Here is a 17,382-nt window from a genome sequence, read left to right on the forward strand (position 1 = left end):
TCCAACAGATAGTTGTGATGAAAGCTAGAATTACAGCTTATGGAACTGAGGCAGCTCGAGTACTTCGTCGCCGTCACGGAGGAAGCCAACTTCACCCGTGCGGCCGAGCGGGTGAACATCAGCCAGTCCGGCATCAGTGCCCAGATCAAAGCGCTGGAGAAGGAGGTCGGGGCCGAGCTGATCGACCGCAGCAGCAGGGTGGCGCGGTTGACGGTAGCAGGGACAGCTGCCCTGGTACACGCGCGCCGCGCACTGGAATCATCTGCAGCCCTTCGCCATTCCGTCGACGAGGTGCTCTCCCTCGTGCGCGGGAAGGTCGCCGTCGGAATGGTCACCGCGTGCACCGTCACACCGTTGTTCGACGCGTTGGCTGCGTTCCACTCCGCGTACCCGGGCGTGGACATCACGTTGGCGGAGGCAAATTCGGACGAATTGATCGCGCGCGTCCGGTCGGGCGCGCTCGATGTCGCCCTCGTCGGCACCGCTCACGGTCCGCCCGAGGGGCTCGAATCGCTGGTCATGATCACGGAAGGACTGGCGGCGTGTGTGCCGCCCGGGCATCCGTTGTCGACGGCATCGGCGGTGACACTCGGCGAGGTGTGCGCCCACCGGGTGGTGTGCTTGCCGGCGGGTACTGGGATCAGATCCGTGTTCGACGACGCCTGTGCCGCAGCGGATATCACCACCGACGTCGCGTTGGCCGCCAGCGCGCCGGGAGCTGTCGCCGACTTGGCGGCGAGGGGTTTGGGCGTCGCCATCCTGAGTCGTTCCATGGCAACGGATTTCGAGGATCTGCTGGTCTCGGTACCGATCTCGGATGTGCCTGCCGACGCTGTTCTCGCCTTGACCTGGTCGCCCAGGGCGAGCACGGCGGCGAAAAAGCTCACCACCTATGTGAGTGGTCATGTAGGCCCTGGCCTACATGACCACTCACATAACCATTCACATGGGAACTAGACGAGTTCGGTGATGTGATCGCGCGAGAACGGGATTCGCTCGTCCAATCGTCCGGCCGCTACTTTGTTCACCCATTCGGGGTCCGACAACAGTGCGCGGCCTACGGCGACGATGTCGAATTCTTCGCGTGCGAACTGCTCGAGCAACGGGTTCAGATCGGTGGTGCCTGCCGTGGACCCGGGGTTCCAGGCGCCGGTGAAGACGGCGTCGAGACCGACGGACCCGACCGTGATCGTCGGCAGGCCGGTGATGGTCTTGGTCCACCCGGCGAGCCCGCGTGCACCTTCTACGCCCGACAGTTCCGGGAAGGCTGGTTCCCAGTGTCTGCGCGTCGACGGGTGGAGAATGTCCACGCCCGCGCTGACCAGCGGAGTGAGAACGTGTTCGAGTTGCTGCGGCGTCGCTGCGATACGAGCGTCGTAATGATCGGCCTTCCACTGCGAGAACCGATACACGATGGGGAAGTCCGGACCGACCGCAGCACGAATCGCGGCGACGACCTCTGCCGGAAACCTGGTGCGTGCTTCCAGCGAACCGCCGTACCCGTCTTCGCGAACATTGGTTTGCTCCCACAGGAACTCGTCGAGCAGGTATCCATGCGCGCCGTGGAGTTCGACGCCGTCGAAACCGGTCTTCTGGGCATTGACCGCTGCGTCGACCCAGAACTGCTTCAGCTCTTCGAGGTCGGTGTCGGTGAACGCGCGTCCGACGGGTGCGCCGTCCAGGCCGAGACCGGACGGGCTCACCGAGGGGACGTCGGGGTTCATTCTCGGTTCCGCACCGCGCGCAGCGCCGAGGTGCCATAGCTGCGGGATGATCGAACTGCCCTCGGCGTGGACAGCGTCGACGACGCCCTTCCAGCCGTCGAGGCTGTCGTCACCGTAGATGAGGGGCACGCGGGTGTCGGGGCCGGCCGCAGGGTCGGGGATGAGTGTGCCTTCGGTGATGATCAGGCTCGTCCCGCCGGCAGCACGCTTGCGGTAATACTCCGCCACGTTGTCGCGGGGTACGCCGCCGGGTGAGAATTGCCGCGTCATCGGCGCCATCGCGAATCTGTTGCGCAGCCTCAGTGACTTCACCTCGATGGGTGTGAAGAGTCCGGCGGTGTCGAGGTCTTGGTTGCTCACTACGGTTTCGGTCACGTCGAGGACGAACCCCCGCGTCGTCACCGCTATTCCAAAGGCGTGAAGAACAGGGCAACTTCGGCGTGCTATACCTGGGTGATGAAGGTTACAGGCAAGGTTGCCGTCGTCACCGGAGGAGGCGGCGGAATCGGGGGAGCGCTTGCCGAACGTCTCGTCGCCGAAGGAGCCAAGGTCGTCGTATCCGACCTCGACCCGGCGTCGGCGTCGAAGGTGGTGGAACGCCTCGAACCCGGTTCGGCAGTGTCCCTCGGAGGTGACGCGTCGAAGACCGAGGACATCACCGCGCTCGTCGCGCTCGCCGAGGACACATTCGGTCCGGTGGATCTGTACTTCGCGAACGCCGGTATAGGTGGTGCGCCCGGCCTGGACGCATCGGAAGCCGATTGGGACCTGTCGATCGATGTGAACCTGCGCGCACATATCAGAGCGGCGCAGTTGCTTGTTCCCAGGTGGCTGGAGCGAGGCGAGGGCTATTTCGTCAGCACGGCGTCTGCGGCCGGTCTGCTGACTCAAATCGGTTCTGCCACTTACTCGGTCACAAAACACGCCGCCGTGGGATTCGCCGAATGGTTGAACGTCACCTACGGCGATCGTGGCGTCCGCGTGAGCTGTCTGTGCCCGATGGGCGTGAACACCAAGCTTCTCTACGAGGGCCAGGAGTCCGGCAGTTCCCTCGGTGCGGCGGCGACGAAGGCCGTGTTGTCGGCAGGCGACGTGCTGGAACCTGCGGATGTCGCCGAGGTCGTCCTCGCCGCGATGGACGCCGAACAGTTCCTGATCCTCCCGCACCCGAATGTTCTCGACATGTACCGAAACAAGGGCGCCGACTACGACCGATGGCTACGCGGCATGCGTCGCTACCAGAAAGCCCTTCTGGGCGAAACCGATTGAGGAGACACGTGTCGTTCTTCGAAACCACCGAACGCGGACGCAAGTATCAGACCGATCTGCTCGACTTCATGGATTCGCACGTCTACCCGGCAGAGTCGGTGTACGACGAGCAGATGCGCGAGCTGGGCGATCCGCATGCGCAACCGCAGATCATCGAGGATTTGAAGAAGGAAGCGCGATCTCGCGGGCTGTGGAATCTGTTTCACCCACATCCCGAGTGGGGACCAGGTCTGACCAACCTCGAATACGCGCCTCTCGCGGAGATCATGGGGCGCAGTCTCCTCGCCCCGGAAGCGTGCAACTGCAACGCGCCCGACACGGGCAACATGGAAGTGTTCACGCTCTTCGGTAGCGACGAGCACAAGGAGAAGTACCTGAAGCCGTTGCTGGACGGCACTATTCGCTCCGCGTTCGCGATGACCGAACCCGACGTGGCAAGCTCCGACGCCACCAACATCGCCATGAAGATGGAACGCGACGGCGACGATTACATCCTCAATGGGCGTAAGTGGTGGACGTCGAACGCGATGCACAAGAACTGCAAAGTCCTCATCGTCATGGGCAAGACGGAACCCGACGCGGCAACCCACCGGCAGCAGTCGATGCTCGTCGTTCCGATAGACGCGCCGGGTGTGACGGTACTGCGTAACCTGCCGGTGTTCGGTTACGTGGATCGTGAAGGTCACGCAGAGGTGCTCTTCGAGGACGTGCGCGTGCCGTCGAAGGACGTGTTGAAGGGACCGGGTGAGGGTTTCGCGATCAGTCAGGCACGGTTGGGCCCCGGGCGGATCCATCACGCCATGCGGACCATCGGTGTCGCCGAGCGGGCATTGGAATTGCTGTGTCGCCGTGCAGTGTCGAGGGTGACCTTCGGCAAGCCCGTCGCTATGCGCGCCAACATTCAGGACTGGATCGCCGAGGCGCGGATCGAGATCGAGAAGACACGGCTGCTCACGCTCAAAGCGGCGTACCTGATGGACACCGTCGGGAACAAGGAAGCTCGCACCGAGATCGCGGCCATCAAGGTCGCCGCGCCGGAGATGGCGTTGAAGATCATCGACCGGGCCATTCAGGTCCACGGCGGCGGCGGTGTCAGCAACGATTTCCCGTTGGCCATGATGTACGCGCACGTGCGGACACTGCGGCTGGCGGACGGCCCGGACGAGGTGCACAAGCTGTCGATCGCGCGAATGGAGTTGAAGAAATACCTCTAGTGACTTAGGCGAGGCTGTGCTAATTTCACGCGCATGAAGCGGACCGTGATGCGCATGATCATCGCCTCGGTGGCACTTGTCGGCCTCGTCGCGTGCAGCAGTGACTCGGGGGACAGTAGCTCTGCTGGGTCGAACGACAGGTCGGTGACCATCGACCACGTCGTCGGCTCGACGACCATACAGGGAACGCCCGAGCGCATCGTCGCCCTCGGGCAACAGTGGGTGGACGCGCTCGCGGAGTTCGACATCTCCCCGGTCGGCTACATCTCCGCAGGATCTCAGGGAGACGAGCGGAAGCTGTTCCCCTGGCAGACGGGCCTGACCGAGGATTCCGTGATGCTCGATTCGACGTCGGTCGACACGATGAACGCGACCCCGCCCGTGGAGGAGATCGCGGCATTGGATCCGGATCTCATTCTGGTGGCGGGGATCGCATCTCCCGATCCGTACCAGACGCTCAGTGAGGTCGCGCCCACGGTGTTCCCCGAGAAGAGCACGGTGGACAGTTGGCAGTGGCAGATCGAGACGCTCGGAAAAATCTTCGACCGTGAGGACGACGCGCAGGCGATCATCGCCGAGGGCGAAGGCTTCACCGACGGCATTGCCGCCGAGTACCCAGGCTTGGACGGCAAGACCGCGGTGCTCGCCCAGTACATCGTCGCCACACAGCAACTCGTCGCCGTCGTCGATCCCGACGACGGTGCCGCGCAGGTCTTCGGCAGCATCGGTCTCGGTGTTCCTGCGGACCTCGCAGCCTCGCCTGAGGCGACGAGCGGCCGGTTGGTATTCAGTCCTGAACGGATCAACGAACTCACTGCCGACCTGGTCGTCATGCTGCCCAACGGTGGAACCGCCGCCGACCTCGAGGCCCTGCCTGGCTTCGATTCCCTGCCCGCCGTGGCGAGCGGTGGCGTCTCGGTGCAGGACTACGCCACGGTCGTCGGATTCAACCTGCCGTCCAAGGCGTCGATCGAGTACTCGGTGGACAAGATTCGCCCCCAGCTCGAGGCGGTAGGCGGCTAGCTCCCCCCTCGTGAGTACTTGTGTAGGTCAGGACCTACACAAGTACTCACAGGGCTCTAGAGGTGAATCACCCCTCGCATGTTCTTGCCGTCTCGCAGATCCTGGTACCCCTCGTTCACCTGCTCGAGTGAGTACGTGTTGGTGATCAGCTCGTCGAGTTTGAGCTGGCCGGCGTCGTAGAGGCGCAGCAGACGGACGATGTCGTACTGAGGGTTCGCGGAGCCGAACAGTGTGCCCTTGATCGTCTTCTGGTTGAGCGTCAGGTCCGTACCGGAGACGTGAACGGTCAGCGCCTCGGGGTCGGCGAGTCCGGTGATGACGACGGTGCCTCCCTTGCCGATGGCGGTCGTCGCTGCCTGGACCACTTCTTCGTCGACGGTGCCCACGAGTATCAGCGCCTGGTCCGCGCCCTGGCCCCAGGTGAGCTCGGTGAGCTTCTCCTGCGCGGAGGCGTAGTCCGCGAAGGCATGTGTCGCACCGAACTTCAACGCCTGGTTCCGCTTGAATTCCAACGGATCGACGACGAGGACGTGCTTGGCGCCCGCGTGCACCGCGCCCTGCACCGCGTTGATGCCGAGACCGCCGATGCCGTAGATGATCACCGAGTCTCCGGCCCGCACGCCACCCGCGTACACGGAGGTGCCCCAGCCCGACGGCACGCCGCATCCGACGAGAACCGCTGTCTCCAAGGGCAACCAGTCGTCGATCTTCACGACGGAGTGTTGCGAGATCGTGGCGCGTTCGGCGAAGGTTCCCAGCATGCACATCGCGCCGAACTCGGTTCCCTTGCTGTCGCGACGCCGGAAGGAGCCGTCGGGCATGCAGCCTTCGAGAATCGTTGCGCCCATGTCGCACAAGTTCTGTCGGCCCGTCGAACAGTAGCGACAGGTACCGCAGTTGGGGATGAACGAACAGACGACGTGATCGCCGGGCTTGACCTTGGTCACGCCGGGCCCCACTTCCTCGATGATGCCGGAGCCTTCGTGGCCGCCGACGATGGGAAAGCGCGGCGGGAGGTCACCGTCGAGCAGATGGAGGTCCGAGTGGCACAGTCCGGCAGCGACGTACTTGATCAGGACTTCACCCGGGCCGGGACCGTCCAGCTCGAGTTCGAGGATCTCGAACGGTTTGTGTGCTTCGAAAAGAACTGCAGCTTTGGTCTTCACGAAAGATCTCCTAGCGGTAGATGGACTTGAACTGCTGGAAGTTGCCGAGGGCGTCAGGGCCGAGTTCGCGGCCGATGCCGCTGTCCTTGACGCCACCGAAGGGCGAACCCGGGTCGACCATGTAACGGTTGATGCCGATGGTTCCGGTGCGAATCTGCTTGGCGACGCCGTACCCTCGTTCGTCGTCGGAGGTCCAGACGGTGCCACCGAGCCCGAAGTCGGTGTCGTTGGCGATGCGGATGGCGTCCGCTTCGTCGCCGTACGGGATCACCGACAGCACAGGCCCGAAAATTTCCTCCTGCGCGATGGCGTGATCGTTCTCGACGTCGGCGAACACCGTCGGCGACACGAACCACCCGCGATCGAGATCGGCCGGCCGGACACCTCCGGTGACCAGCCGGGCACCGTCGCCGCTGCCCTTCGCGATGTAGCCCTCGACTCGATCTCGTTGCCTCTCGCTGGCCATCGGACCGATCTGCGTCGCCGGATCCAGTGCATCGCCGACGGCGAGTGATTGTGCGAATGCTTCGAGCACGCCGACCACCTCGTCGTATCGACTGCGTGGCGCGAGCACTCGGGTGCCGAGGAAACACGTCTGACCGTTGTTGAGAAACGTTGCACCGAAGAGGTCTTCGCCGATTTTCGCAAGATCGAGTTCGGCGTCGTCGAGGACGATCGCCGCGGACTTGCCGCCCAGTTCCAGCGTGACGGGCCGCAGCAGTCGTCCGCAGGTCTCGGCGATCGACCGCCCGGCGGCAGTGGATCCGGTGAACGCAACCTTGTCGATACCCGGGTGCGATACGAGGTAGGCGCCTACCTCGCGCCCGCCGGGGACGATGTTGACCACTCCGGGCGGAATGCCCGCCGCCATGACGGCTTCGGCGAACGGAACCGAGTCGAGGACGGTTTCCGGTGACGGCTTGATGACGATGGTGCACCCGGCCGCCAGAGCGGGTGCGTGCTTGAACGCCGCGAGAGTCTGGGGGAAGTTCCACGGCGCGATGGCGCCGACGACGCCGATGGGTTCCCGACGCACCGTCGTCGTGCCGCCGAGTAGGTGCGGGTGCGATTCCTCGAACGTCGCCGTCCTCGCAAGCCCGGCGTAATACCTGACGACCGCGACGGGAAATCCTGCTTCTAGTTGCAGTGCGATCGAAATCGGCATCCCGTTCTGCGCCGAGACCGTGCGGGCTATCTGCTCACCGCGCGCTTCGAGTTCGTCGGCGAGCCGGTCCAGAGCGTCAGCGCGGTCCGACGGCGCCCACTGACTCCAGCCGCTGGGATCCTCGAACGCGCGACGGGCGGCCGCGACGGCTGCGTCGACGTCTGCCTCCTGCGCCTCCGGAACCGAGCCGATGATCTGTTCGGTACTGGCCGACCGGACGTCGATCCTCGCCGACGAACTCGGGGGTGCCCACTCGCCGCCGATGAACAGCGACGTCGCGTGTATTGCCGTATCTGTACTCATGCATTGATCGTGACCCGCATCACGCCGGGTGAGTGTTCAAAAACTGGACGTTCTCCACGCGGTGCTCAGTGGATGCCGAGTTCCTTCATTCGCTTGTACAGCGTGGTGCGGCTGATTCCGAGGCTGTCCGCGGTGGCGGCTTTGTTGCCCCCGCATCGAGCGAGTTCGTGCACGATGGCATCGCGCATCGCTGCGTCGAGAGCCGTCAGGCGACTCGACGCACCCCGCGCACCGGGCCTGACAAGGTCGTGTTCGCTGATGTCGCCGACGGACCTGCGAGCTGCTGCACCCATGACCTCGTCGCGTAGTTCGCCGATGTTGCCGGGCCAATCGTGATCGATGAGAGCGCGCATTGCGTCCGGGGTGAACCGGGCACGGGAGCCGATTTCCGCGAGCATTCCGCGGACCAGGTCGGGAATTTCGTGACGCCTGGACCTGAGCGGAGCGAGCTCGACGGTGTCCGTGCACAGCGACAGCAGTTGGCGGTGCTCCGCCGTGGACGTGTCCCGGATGGAGCTGGACAGTGCGAACCATCCACGCGCCGACTTCAACAGCGCGTGCAGTCGGTGCGCGATGGGCGCGTCGGCCAGGTGAATGTTCTTCACCACGACGTCGGCACCAGCCGTCACCTGTGTTTCGACGGATGCGAGCCACGCCGCGGGTGTCGTCGTGACGAGGTCGGCGGCGTCGAACCATCGTGGCGCGCGGGCGGCGGTGAGCCTGGCCAGTGTCGTCGACTTGCCCGTTCCCGGTTCGCCGACGACACACAGGGGCTGGGACGTGGCCGCTGCCGACGTACGGCGCGCGGGCTCGTCGAGCACATCGATCTCGAGGACGACGCCGGTGCCGGACACCGGCCTCTCCCATCGCACCAGTGCCCGGGCTCCGGAGTTCAGGACGACGGAGTCGATGACTCCGCTGCGACGGATCGACTCGTCCGTCAGTGACCGCAGCGCGGCGTGGTCGACGGTGTCGATCACGGCGGCGGCGGACGTGTTCTCGAGCAGAAGTTCGTCACCGATCGCGACGACGGGTGCGCCGCGTCGCCGGGCCGACGCATGTTGGAATGCCTGGAAGAGGCGTTGCTCGCCGCTGCGCGTCTCTTCCAGCAACCGGCCCTGGATGTCCTGCGCGGAGTGGGCGAGCATCGGCTGGAGCAGAGGGTTGTCCTCGGATTCGAGGAACGTGATGTCGAGGACGCCCTCGATGCGTTTGGTGATCGGATGGATCAGCGGGTGGCCGTAGCAGCTGAAGCCCTTCATCGACTCCATGTAGTGCTCGCTGCCCCGAACGGCCAGGGGTTTACGGAGTTCGAACGACGTGGAGATCGAGTTGGTGCCCGACGCCTCCTCGGTGAAGGATCGGCCGACGACGGCGCCGACGCCGAACACGACGTCGCGCAGTGTTCGCGTGCCGAAGCGGAGATCGACGAGCCGGGCGTCGCGGTCGGCGAGCAGTACGCAGTAGCCGGAACCGTCGAGCATGCTTTCCATGCGGTCGAGGATCGGATCGGCGGCGGCGAGGAGGCGACTGCGCCGGTCCACGTCACGTAGAGCGGATTGTTCGAGCGAGTGGGCGGGTTCCAGCCCGCTGGAGGCAGAGCGTTGCCACGACAATGCGATCTGCTCACGCACCACACCGTGCTCCTCGTTGTCCCTCGTGACACGAGGCTAGCGCAGAGGCACCGCCCCGCGGGTAGCGTTTTCGGCATGGCTTACAGATACCTCGGCAACAGTGGACTCAAGATCTCGGAGATCACCTACGGAAACTGGCTCACTCACGGTTCGCAGGTCGAGAACGATGTCGCGACGCAGTGCGTGCATGCCGCCCTCGATGCGGGGATCACGACGTTCGACACCGCGGACGTCTACGCGAACGGCGCCGCCGAAACCGTGCTCGGCGAGGCGCTGAAGGGTGTTCGGCGTGAATCGTTGGAGATCTTCACCAAGGTGTACTTCCCGGTCGGGCCGAAGGGTCCCAACGACACCGGACTGTCCCGCAAGCACATCTTCGAGGGCATCGACGCGTCCCTCCGACGGCTGAGCACCGACTACGTCGACCTCTACCAGGCTCATCGTTTCGACTTCGAGACTCCGCTCGAGGAGACCATCGCCGCGTTCGGGGACGTCGTCCGTCAGGGCAAGGCCCTGTACATCGGGGTCTCGGAGTGGACGGCCGATCAGCTGCGTCGCGGCCAGGCGCTGGCCCGCGAGAACGGTTTCTCCATCGTCTCCAACCAGCCGCAGTACTCGGCGTTGTGGCGAGTCATCGAATCCGAGGTGATCCCGACGTCGAAGGAACTGGGCATCTCCCAGATCGTGTGGTCGCCGATCGCTCAGGGTGTTCTCACCGGCAAGTACCTGCCGGGTCAGCCGCTGCCCGAGGGCTCGCGCGCGACCGACGACAAGGGCGGCGACAAGATGATTCAGCGCTACCTCAACGACGAAACACTCACTCGCGTTCAGGAATTGAAGCCGATCGCCGAGTCGCTCGGCATCACGATGGCTCAGCTCGCGGTCGCCTGGGTACTCGCGAACGACAACATCGCCGCCGCACTGGTCGGTGCGTCACGCCCCGAGCAGATCGCGGAGAACATCAAGGCGTCGGAAGTCACCTTGGACGCGGACGTGCTGAAGAAGATCGACGACGCCCTCGCCGGATCGATCGAAACCGACCCGGCGAAGACGCAGTCACCCGAGACGCGCCTGGTGTAGAGCGCTCACGAACGGAAGACGTTCAACGCGTCGGCCTCGTCGACCGGACCCTCGACGGTGATGTCCACGTCCGCTGCGCCGACGACCTCGGCGCAGCGCAGCGAGAACCGTGGACCGCCGTCGAGGATCTTCGAGAACTCGGGTTCCGAGGCCCCGAACACGATGCGCGTGACGCCGGCCCACACCATGGCGGCACTGCACATGGGACACGGCTCGCCGCTGGCGTACATGGTTGCGTTCTCGGCCGTCGCGGCGCCGCGGATCGCGACCAACTCCGCGTGCGCGGTGACATCGCCGGCCGACGCGACTTCGTTGCGACCCTCGGCCAGCACGGTGCCGTCGGCGCCGACGAGTACCGCCCCGAACGGTCGGTTGCCTGCCTCGCCCGCCTCGACGGCCAGCGCGATCGCTCGGCTCAGATGTGCGTCGCTCATGACGAAAGATCCACGGTAGTACCTACTCCCAATTCGTATGCCCTGGCGATCAGTGTGCGCGCCGAGACCAGATCCTGTAGACCGATTCCGACGGAATCGAACAACGTCACCTCGTCGTCGGACGTCCTTCCCGGCTTCGAGCCTACGACGACATGGCCCAGCTCGATCGTCAGATCGGCCTCCGAGATGGTGCCGTCGGAGATGGCCAGCAGGGCGTCCCCGGACTTGGCGAGCGTCGTGGAGATGGCGTCGACGAACACCGTCGCCACCTTCATGCCGCCGGAGTCGATTTCACGATGATCGGGACGCGGGGGAGCGCCGACGGCATTGACGTGCAGGCCCGGATGAAACCAATCACCCTGAACTATCGGTTCTTTCGACGGCGTCAGCGTGCACAGTACGTCGGCCCGTGTCGTCGCCTCGCGCGGTGACCCGGCAGGCTCGACGGCCAGACCCAGGTCCGCGACGGCAGCGGCGTATCTGTCGACGGTCGACACCGAGCGCGACCACACGAGGACCTTCTCGATGTCGCGGATACGTGCGATGGCGCGGGTGTGTTCGATCGCGAGGGTGCCTGCCCCGACGAGCCCGAGCACCGTGCTGTTCTCCCGCGACAGGTGAGCGGTGGCGACGGCGCTCACCGCGGCGGTCCGGATCGCCGTGATGGCCCGGCCGTCGAGAATCGCTTCGCATTCCCCGGTGTCTGCTGAGTTGACGACGATGGTGGATCTCTGGGTGGGGAGTCCGCGGGACGCGTTGAACGGCATGTCGGACAACAGCTTCACCGAGCTGGACCCGAACCCTGCGGCGACCATCGGAAGTGCACTTCCGCTGTGGGGGAGTGGCATCGACACCGGACCCGGATTCTGCGCCTGCCCGGTCGCGAGTGCTGCGTGGGCGCGTTCGACGGCGTCGTAGATTTCCGTCCGGTCGATCAGCGTCGTGATGTCGGAATGAGTGAGTATCAGTGTCATCGAAAAGTCCTATCGTCCCGCGTAGGGGACCGTGAGGTTGGTCGGTGCGCTTCGTCCACCCACGAAGCCGGTGATGGCGACGATGGCGATGACGTAGGGCAGCATGACGAGCAGAGCGAAGGGGATATCGACGCCGAGCGCGGGGAGCGCGAACTGCAGTGCCTGGGCGATCCCGAAGAAGATGCAGGCGTAGACGATGCCGAGAATTCTCCATCGACCTGCGATCACCGCGACGACGGCAAGATAGCCGAGTCCGCCGGTCATGTTGTCGCTGAACGAATGTACTTCGGACAGGGCGAGTTGTGAACCGGCAAGGCCTCCGGTTGCCGCGGCCAACAGGACGCAGAGGTACCGAACTCGTCTGACGGGCAATCCGGTCCACTGTGCTGAGACGGCGTCCTCACCGACGGCGTCGATCGTCAGGCCCGGTGTGCTGCGTTTGGAGAGGATGACGGCGAGCGCGACGACGATTGCGATGCACGCGTAGCCGAGGACGGTTTGGCCGAAGATCGCGGGACCGATCACGGGGATGTCGCTGAGCAGAGGAATGTTCAGCGATTGGAATCCGGGCACGGACTGCCCTTTCCCGTCCGACAGCAGCGTGCGGGAGAAGAACGTCGTCAGTCCGAGAGCAAGTGCGTTGCTCGCGATGCCGATGACGATCTGGTCAGCGCGGAACCGAACGCTCAACGCGGCCTGGGCGACGCCGAAGATCGTGGCGGCGACGATGCCGGCGAGGACACCGAGGATCGGTGACCCTGTGTCCGCGGTGGCCAGAATGCTGGCGAAGGCACCGGTCAGCATCATGCCTTCCATGCTGAGGTTCAGTACTCCTGCGCGTTCGCTGATGGACTCACCGCTCGCGGCGACGAGAAGCGGGATGGCGAAACCGACTCCACTGGAGACGACTTCGGTGACGATTGCTGTACTCATACCAGGACCGCTTCCTTCGTGCGGGCACGAACTGTGGTGGTGGTCCATATCGACGCACCGGCGATCAGAATGATCAGCACCGATTCGACGACCGAGACCGTGGAGGCGGGTACACCGACTGCCAGCTGCAAATTGATCCCGCCCGACACGAGGAATCCGAGCAGAAGTGACACGCAGGCCACGGCCGTCATGGAACCGCGGGCGAGGAGCCCGACGACCAGGCCGGTGAACCCGAAGCCCGACGAGAATCCCTCGGCGAGAACGAAGGGTGCCGTCGCGACTATCAGGCCGCCGGCGACACCGGAGAATGCGCCGGCTACGGTGAGGCTCCCGAAGCGATACGCCTGCACCGAGATTCCGAGCCGACGCGATGCCGTAGGTGACAACCCGACCGACTGCAGTTTCAGTCCTGTCGCCGTGCGCTGGAGCAGCACTCCCACCGCGACGACGGCGACGAGTGCAATGATCAGTGCGATGGTCGCCGGCGATTTGTGCAATCCCAGCAACGCCACCTGGCCCGGTTCGCGGAGCGCCTCGGACTGCGGGAGGGTCTCCGACGAGGTCATCGGCTGACGCAGCAAGGCGGGCTCGTGGACGACGAGTACGACGGCAGCGAGACCGACGAAATTGAGCAGCAGGGTTGTGATGATCTCGCTGGTTCCACGCCGGACCTTCAGGTACGCCGCGATGGACGCCCAGGCCGCGCCCCCGAGCGCGGCAGCGATCAGGACTGCGGACACACCGAGGACGGAAGGAAACGACTCCGGCAGCGAGACGCCGACGGCGGTGGCGCAGATACCGCCGAGGCACATCTGGCCCTCACCACCGACGTTCACCAGGCCTGCCCGGTACGCGATGGTGAATCCGGCGGCGATCAGCATGAGCAGCGCCGCATTGTTCAGTGACGTACCGATGGCGAACGGTGACCCGAACATGCCGTCGAACAGTGCTTCCGACGTCTCGGCCGGTCCAGCGCCCGCGGTGAACGCCAGTGCCAGTCCGACGACGGCGGCGACGACGAGGGCAGCGAACCCGACGACGAGTGGATGACGTGTCATGCCGCCACCCCCATCATCAACTCGGTGATCTCGTCCTGCGCGGTGGCGGAATCGACGTCGATGGGGCCGAGCAGACGTCCACGGTATGCGACGAGGATCCGATTGCACACGGCCATGAGTTCGTCCATTTCGCTGGAGATCACGAGTACGCCTACGCCGTCGTTCGCTACCTCGCGAAGCCGGTCCAGGACGAACCCGACGGAGCCGATGTCGAGTCCGCGGGTCGGTTGAGCGGCAATCACGGCCGAGAGTCCGTCGATCGACAGTTCGCGTGCAAGAACGACTTTCTGCTGGTTTCCTCCCGACAGCGACCGGATCGGTGCATCGGGACCCGACGTGCGGATCGAGTACTCGTCGATCGCAGCAGTCGACGCCGTCTGCATGGCCGCACGGTTCAACAGACCGAACCGGCGGAACTCACGGGTCCGCGGCAGAAGCAGGTTCTCGGTGATCGTGAGATCTCCGACGATGCCCTCCGCATGCCGGTCCTCCGGGACGACGCCGAGGCCCGCCCGGGTCCTACCGGCTGGGTTCACTGCCGTGATGTCCCGTTCGTTCAACGTGATTCGGCCGGTATGCGAAATCTCGGCTCCGGAAAGAATCGATGCGAGCTCGGACTGCCCGTTGCCCTCGACGCCTGCGATACCGACGATCTCGCCGCGCCGTACGGACAGGTCGACCCCGTCGAGTGCGATGCTTCCGTCGCTCCGCGCGCACGAGACCTGTTCGACACGCATGGCAACCTCACGTGACGGCGCGGGGCCGAGGCGTCGGGCATGGGTCGTGGCTGTCTCGGTTCCGACCATGTCGGTGAGCAGGGCGCCGACCGTGGTCTGGGCCATGACTCCGCCGCCGGTGACACGCCCGCCTCGCAGGACGGTGGCCTCGTCGGCGACTCGGCTGACCTCGCCGAGCTTGTGTGTGATCATGACGACGGACTTGCCGTCGTCGGCGAGCGCGCGGCACGTCTCGATCAGCGAGTCGATCTCACCGGGGTCGAGGACGGCCGTCGGCTCGTCGAGCAGTATCAACGACGGTTGCCGCAGAAGCGCTTTGACGATCTCGACCTTCTGGCGCGCTCCGACGGGGAGGTCGGCGGTGGGAGCGTCGAGATCGACGGACAGGCCGTAGGAGTCGTCGATTCGGCGCAGGTCCGCGTCCAAGCGATCCAGCGGAAGTCGGTACCCGCGGTGTCCGAGCAGCAGGTTCTCGCGGACGGTCATGGTGTTCACGAGGCTGAAGTGCTGGTGCACCATGGCGATTCCCGACGCTATGGCATCGGCGGGCGAGGTCGGGGAGTAAGGCTTGTCCTGGAGTGTCATGGTGCCGATGGATGCGGCGGTGGTTCCGAAGACGATGTTGCAGAGTGTCGACTTGCCCGCACCGTTCTCGCCGAGAATGCAATGCACGGTTCCCGGGGCGACGGTCATCGACACGTCGGTGAGTGCATCGACGTCGCCGTAGCGTTTTCCGATCGCGTTGAGTGTCAACATGTCACTGGGATCCTGCGGTTCCGTCGGTCAATGCTGCCTTGGCGTTCTCCAGCGCCAGGGTTGCTGCGTCGTCGGTCCCGCACAGGAGGTAGTCGGTGCCGCCCTTGTCCGAGGTCAAGCCGAAGGGGACCTGCTCGGCGACCCACGTTCCGTCGAGAGTCGAGGACACTGCGTACTCGATCTCGGTGCCGATGTCGGTGCGGACGTAGCCGACGTAGGCCGGGTCGGAGCAGTCACCGGGGATGGGTCCGCCGCTGAGCCGCGCACCGGATTCCCGTGCGGCTTGCTGGAGGCCCTGCTTACCGAGGTTCACGATCTGGCCGAGAACGTCGGCACCACCGGCGAATTCGGCACTTGCTGCCTGCTTTGCCTTGGCAGGATCGTTGAAGTCCCCCACGTATTGCGGGCTCAGCACCCGAATGTCCGGGCGGGTGAACTTTGCACCTTCCTCGAACGACGCGGCGGCGTTGACGATCGCAGGCAGTTCGACGCCGCCGACGAACGCGACCGCGCCGGTGGTGGACACGCTGGCAGCAACTGCGCCCGAGAGGAACTCGGCCTCGGCCTGCTGCGGGTCGTAGTAGGCGAGGTTGTCGAGTGGCTCGGCGTCCGCGGGCCCACCGATCTCGACGAACTTCACGTCCGGGAACTGGGGTGCAACCTTGCGGACGTCTGCGTCGGTCTGTCCGCCGACGGAGATGACGAGATCGTTCTCGGATGCGAATCGCTGCAATGCCTGCTGGTAGTCAGGGGCGGCGACCTGCTCGACATAGCTGGCGTCGACTTTGTCCCCGTAGGCGTCGAGAATCCGCTGGTAGCCGAGGTAACCGGATTCCATGAACCCGGTGTCGGAGATCGAGCCGGGGAAGAAAACGCCGACCGACAAGGTGTCCCCGGAGGAGCTGGAGTCGTCGGAACTGCAGGCGCCGAGGGTCAGGGTGGTCGCAGCGACGGCGACGAGTGCAAGCGTGCGTTTCATGGGATCGAGCTCCTACTGGTTAGTGGTATACCGTTAAGTAGAAGCCTGAAGGGTTCGTGTTGCGCCCGTGTTACAACCCCGTAAGAGAATTCTCACCCCGGCTCGGCCGTCTAGGCTCGAAGTGGGAGACGATGAGACGAAGGAGCCGGATGGTGCAGGTCGAAGAGCGAAAGTCGTTGCGAGAGATCGCATACGACGCCATTCGAGAGCGCATCGTCGACCTGTCGTTGTCCCCGGGCTCCCGATTGGTCGAGCGCGACCTCGCCACCGAATTGAACGTGTCACGCATTCCGCTGCGTGAGGCGATGCAGCAGCTGCAGCAGGACGGCCTCGTCGTACTGGTTCCGCGGCAGGGTGCCATCGTGTCGCCGTTCACCGTCGACGACGTCCGGGACCTGTTCGACGTTCGTGAAAGCCTCGAAGTGCTGGCGGCGCGGTTGGCTGCGGAACGCGCCGACGACGACTCGTTGGCTGCATTGGCGTCGCAACTCGATGCCGCGCGGGCGGCGACCAAGGCCGACGACAAACCGGCCATCGCCGCCGCGAACGCCAAGTTCCACTCGATGATCGTCGACATGTCCGCGAACCCGCTGCTCGAGTCGCTGCTGCGTCCTCTGGAAGCTCGGGTGCAGTGGCTTTTTCACCTGACGAAGGATCGCGACCCCGGTCAGCAATGCCTCGAACACGAGCACCTCTACGCAGCAATCGCGGGCCGTGACCCGGACCGGGCTGCTGCGTCGGCGTTCTCGCACGTGCACTCCGGTCGAGAGATGAGCCTTCGTCTGGCGGCCACGTGGGCCGACGACGGGATCGACCCGGTAGCGGCGACGAAGGGGCGTCGGCGCGGGCGATCCGCAGGCTGAGGCACTGAACGCAGGCACACCGCTGTGAGTGGAAATGCGCCTTGGGGTGCGCATTTCCACTCACGTAGGG

16 protein-coding genes are annotated in these 17,382 nt (G+C 64.9%); 6 read left to right on the forward strand and 10 right to left on the reverse strand.

The window, feature by feature from the left end; translation table 11 throughout:
- The first annotated feature begins 39 nt into the window (after positions 1-39).
- Positions 40-957, forward strand: a complete 918-nt coding sequence (locus tag CH293_RS13620) for a LysR family transcriptional regulator (protein ID WP_094720500.1) — start codon at positions 40-42, stop codon at positions 955-957.
- Here CH293_RS13620 and CH293_RS13625 read toward each other — a convergent pair.
- Positions 954-2,099, reverse strand: coding sequence for an NADH:flavin oxidoreductase (locus CH293_RS13625; RefSeq protein ID WP_094653403.1), 1,146 nt, complete (start codon positions 2,097-2,099; stop codon positions 954-956). The genes CH293_RS13620 and CH293_RS13625 overlap by 4 nt on opposite strands.
- Before the next feature lie 81 nt (positions 2,100-2,180).
- Here CH293_RS13625 and CH293_RS13630 point away from each other — a divergent pair, with 81 nt between their 5' ends.
- The 3 genes from CH293_RS13630 to CH293_RS13640 are packed head-to-tail and all read left to right on the forward strand — an operon-like array spanning position 2,181 to position 5,230.
- Complete coding sequence (locus CH293_RS13630) at positions 2,181-2,993, forward strand: SDR family oxidoreductase (RefSeq protein WP_094720501.1); 813 nt, start codon at positions 2,181-2,183, stop codon at positions 2,991-2,993.
- Positions 2,994-3,001: 8 nt separating this feature from the next.
- Positions 3,002-4,207, forward strand: coding sequence for an acyl-CoA dehydrogenase family protein (locus CH293_RS13635; protein WP_094720502.1), 1,206 nt, complete (start codon positions 3,002-3,004; stop codon positions 4,205-4,207).
- Between the two features lie 33 nt (positions 4,208-4,240).
- Positions 4,241-5,230 carry an ABC transporter substrate-binding protein gene (locus CH293_RS13640; RefSeq protein ID WP_255122847.1) on the forward strand — a complete coding sequence of 330 codons (990 nt, stop codon included), beginning with the start codon at positions 4,241-4,243 and terminating at the stop codon, positions 5,228-5,230.
- Between the two features lie 56 nt (positions 5,231-5,286).
- On the opposite strand, the gene CH293_RS13645 is transcribed toward CH293_RS13640, so the two are convergent.
- From CH293_RS13645 to CH293_RS13655, 3 genes are all read right to left on the reverse strand, one after another.
- Positions 5,287-6,396, reverse strand: coding sequence for an NDMA-dependent alcohol dehydrogenase (locus tag CH293_RS13645; RefSeq protein WP_094720504.1), 1,110 nt, complete (start codon positions 6,394-6,396; stop codon positions 5,287-5,289).
- 10 nt (positions 6,397-6,406) lie between these two features.
- The gene (locus CH293_RS13650) at positions 6,407-7,864 is read right to left on the reverse strand and encodes an aldehyde dehydrogenase (RefSeq protein ID WP_094720505.1); all 1,458 of its coding nucleotides are present in this window, start codon (positions 7,862-7,864) and stop codon (positions 6,407-6,409) included.
- A 65-nt stretch (positions 7,865-7,929) separates the two neighbouring features.
- On the reverse strand, positions 7,930-9,498 hold the full coding sequence (locus tag CH293_RS13655; RefSeq protein ID WP_255122848.1) for a sigma-54-dependent Fis family transcriptional regulator: 1,569 nt from the start codon (positions 9,496-9,498) through the stop codon (positions 7,930-7,932).
- A gap of 75 nt (positions 9,499-9,573) precedes the next feature.
- On the opposite strand from CH293_RS13655, the gene CH293_RS13660 reads away from it, so the two are divergent.
- On the forward strand, positions 9,574-10,578 hold the full coding sequence (locus CH293_RS13660; RefSeq protein WP_037108571.1) for an aldo/keto reductase family protein: 1,005 nt from the start codon (positions 9,574-9,576) through the stop codon (positions 10,576-10,578).
- Between the two features lie 5 nt (positions 10,579-10,583).
- Here the strand turns inward: CH293_RS13660 and CH293_RS13665 are convergent, their stop codons facing one another.
- Genes CH293_RS13665 through CH293_RS13690 form a run of 6 tightly spaced genes read right to left on the reverse strand, consistent with a single transcriptional unit; the run spans position 10,584 to position 16,449 of the window.
- Positions 10,584-11,012 (reverse strand): nucleoside deaminase, encoded by a 429-nt coding sequence (locus tag CH293_RS13665; protein WP_094720507.1) that lies wholly within the window; start codon positions 11,010-11,012, stop codon positions 10,584-10,586.
- On the reverse strand, positions 11,009-11,986 hold the full coding sequence (locus CH293_RS13670) for an ornithine cyclodeaminase family protein (RefSeq protein ID WP_094720508.1): 978 nt from the start codon (positions 11,984-11,986) through the stop codon (positions 11,009-11,011). Before CH293_RS13670 ends, CH293_RS13665 begins: the two co-directional genes overlap by 4 nt.
- 9 nt (positions 11,987-11,995) lie before the next feature.
- Positions 11,996-12,919 carry an ABC transporter permease gene (locus CH293_RS13675; RefSeq protein WP_094720509.1) on the reverse strand — a complete coding sequence of 308 codons (924 nt, stop codon included), beginning with the start codon at positions 12,917-12,919 and terminating at the stop codon, positions 11,996-11,998.
- Complete coding sequence (locus CH293_RS13680) at positions 12,916-13,977, reverse strand: ABC transporter permease (RefSeq protein WP_094720510.1); 1,062 nt, start codon at positions 13,975-13,977, stop codon at positions 12,916-12,918. The genes CH293_RS13675 and CH293_RS13680 overlap by 4 nt, the downstream gene beginning before the upstream one ends.
- A complete protein-coding gene (locus tag CH293_RS13685) occupies positions 13,974-15,470 on the reverse strand; it encodes an ABC transporter ATP-binding protein (protein WP_094720511.1) in 1,497 nt (498 codons plus the stop codon). Before CH293_RS13685 ends, CH293_RS13680 begins: the two co-directional genes overlap by 4 nt.
- 1 nt (position 15,471) lies before the next feature.
- Positions 15,472-16,449, reverse strand: coding sequence for a BMP family protein (locus tag CH293_RS13690; RefSeq protein ID WP_094720512.1), 978 nt, complete (start codon positions 16,447-16,449; stop codon positions 15,472-15,474).
- A 149-nt stretch (positions 16,450-16,598) separates the two neighbouring features.
- On the opposite strand from CH293_RS13690, the gene CH293_RS13695 reads away from it, so the two are divergent.
- Positions 16,599-17,312 carry a GntR family transcriptional regulator gene (locus CH293_RS13695; protein ID WP_037108586.1) on the forward strand — a complete coding sequence of 238 codons (714 nt, stop codon included), beginning with the start codon at positions 16,599-16,601 and terminating at the stop codon, positions 17,310-17,312.
- The last annotated feature ends 70 nt before the right edge of the window (positions 17,313-17,382 follow it).

Origin of the sequence: Rhodococcus sp. 14-2470-1b (assembly GCF_002259415.1) — a bacterium.
Lineage (GTDB): Bacteria > Actinomycetota > Actinomycetes > Mycobacteriales > Mycobacteriaceae > Rhodococcoides.

Coding starts and splice junctions, on each gene's coding strand:
- CH293_RS13620 (WP_094720500.1), top strand. CDS start 40: ATGGAACTGAGGCAGCTCGAGTACTTCGTCGCCGTCACGGAGGAAGCC.
- CH293_RS13630 (WP_094720501.1), top strand. CDS start 2,181: ATGAAGGTTACAGGCAAGGTTGCCGTCGTCACCGGAGGAGGCGGCGGA.
- CH293_RS13640 (WP_255122847.1), top strand. CDS start 4,241: ATGAAGCGGACCGTGATGCGCATGATCATCGCCTCGGTGGCACTTGTC.
- CH293_RS13650 (WP_094720505.1), bottom strand. CDS start 7,864: ATGAGTACAGATACGGCAATACACGCGACGTCGCTGTTCATCGGCGGC.
- CH293_RS13660 (WP_037108571.1), top strand. CDS start 9,574: ATGGCTTACAGATACCTCGGCAACAGTGGACTCAAGATCTCGGAGATC.
- CH293_RS13665 (WP_094720507.1), bottom strand. CDS start 11,012: ATGAGCGACGCACATCTGAGCCGAGCGATCGCGCTGGCCGTCGAGGCG.
- CH293_RS13670 (WP_094720508.1), bottom strand. CDS start 11,986: ATGACACTGATACTCACTCATTCCGACATCACGACGCTGATCGACCGG.
- CH293_RS13675 (WP_094720509.1), bottom strand. CDS start 12,919: ATGAGTACAGCAATCGTCACCGAAGTCGTCTCCAGTGGAGTCGGTTTC.
- CH293_RS13680 (WP_094720510.1), bottom strand. CDS start 13,977: ATGACACGTCATCCACTCGTCGTCGGGTTCGCTGCCCTCGTCGTCGCC.
- CH293_RS13685 (WP_094720511.1), bottom strand. CDS start 15,470: ATGTTGACACTCAACGCGATCGGAAAACGCTACGGCGACGTCGATGCA.
- CH293_RS13690 (WP_094720512.1), bottom strand. CDS start 16,449: ATGAAACGCACGCTTGCACTCGTCGCCGTCGCTGCGACCACCCTGACC.
- CH293_RS13695 (WP_037108586.1), top strand. CDS start 16,599: ATGGTGCAGGTCGAAGAGCGAAAGTCGTTGCGAGAGATCGCATACGAC.